2 protein-coding genes are annotated in these 1,272 nt (G+C 34.6%); both read right to left on the bottom strand.

Annotation, left to right across the window (positions count from 1 at the left end; genetic code table 11):
• Positions 1-243, bottom strand: a 243-nt coding sequence (locus tag F6K22_RS41120) for a DUF2518 family protein (RefSeq protein WP_293110952.1), incomplete at its 3' end; no start/stop codon positions are given.
• A 249-nt stretch (positions 244-492) separates the two neighbouring features.
• On the bottom strand, positions 493-1,272 hold a 780-nt coding region (locus F6K22_RS41115), incomplete at its 5' end, for an adenylate/guanylate cyclase domain-containing protein (RefSeq protein WP_293110950.1).

Raw genomic sequence — 1,272 nt, 5'->3', positions numbered from 1 at the left:
AGTTCCGAAAATAACATTAACTAATGGATAATGAACCCAACCTTGAAATTCTACACGGGTAAATAATCCTAAACTTAAACCAAATAAACCAGCAGTTAACACTCCCATAAAACCTGTTACTCCCACCAGTCTAAATCTAAATCCCCATTTCAAAATAAAGCCGAGACTTGTCAAAAGAAAAAATCCAATTGTAGCAATACCAAACCATTTAGAAGCAATAAGTAATTCTGTAGTTGATAACATTTTTTTCTTGGTGATTATGTAGATTTACTTTTTAATTTTATAGTATAGCTTTAAGCATTCAGCATTCAGCTCAAGTAAAAACTATTGGTTGTAAAAAATTTCAATTGTATTAATGTTCTAACACTTTTTTGTAGTGCTATAATTAGGTGTTAGAATTGGTAAACTTCTCAAACTCAAGTCAGTAATTACTTCTGAGTTTTGAGTTTTCAAACTCACTCAGGGATTACTTCTAAATTCTAAATTCTAAATTCACTCTTTTCTACCTACAAGTAAATAAGTCCTCATCATACCTTTTCCCTTAATCTCAATCATGCCTCTTTCCTGAAATGTATACTTATTAGCTAGACAATTATAAGTATCCTCAGTTACTTGAATAACACCAGGAATGCCATGAGATTCCATACGATGAGCTGTATTTACCGTATCTCCCCAAAGGTCATAAGCAAACTTTTTCGTCCCAATAACTCCTGCTTCTACTGCTCCCGTATTAATACCAATGCGAATTTGTAAAGGTTTTCCCTGCTGTTCAGAAATTTCCTTAATTTGATGTAACATATCTAAGGCCATTTCCGCGATCGCCTCTGCATGATCCTCCCTGGGCGTTGGTAGGCCACCCACAATCATATAAGCATCACCAATAGTTTTGATTTTCTCAAGCCCATATTTTTCTGCCAACTCATCAAACCTAGAGAAAATCATATTTAGTAATTCTACCAGTTCAGCGGGAGATAAATTTGCCGAAAGTTTAGTAAACCCAACTAGATCCCCAAATAAAACAGTTACTTCACTAAAGCTGTCAGCTATAGTTTTTTCTCCCTGTTTTAACCGTTGAGCAATTGGCGCTGGTAAAATATTTAATAGTAATCTTTCTGACTTTTCTTGTTCCTCAGCTAGTCGCTTTAAATAAGCTTGTTCTTGATCCCGAAGTCTTTTCTTTTCTAAACAAGCATTGATTCTAGCTTTGAGTAATACTGGATTAAATGGTTTAGACAAATAATCTTCCGCTCCCAATTCGATGCAACGGACTAT

Origin of the sequence: Okeania sp. SIO2F4 (assembly GCF_010672385.1) — a bacterium.
Taxonomy (GTDB): domain Bacteria; phylum Cyanobacteriota; class Cyanobacteriia; order Cyanobacteriales; family Microcoleaceae; genus Trichodesmium.
This window is presented reverse-complemented; position numbering and strand designations above follow the sequence as displayed.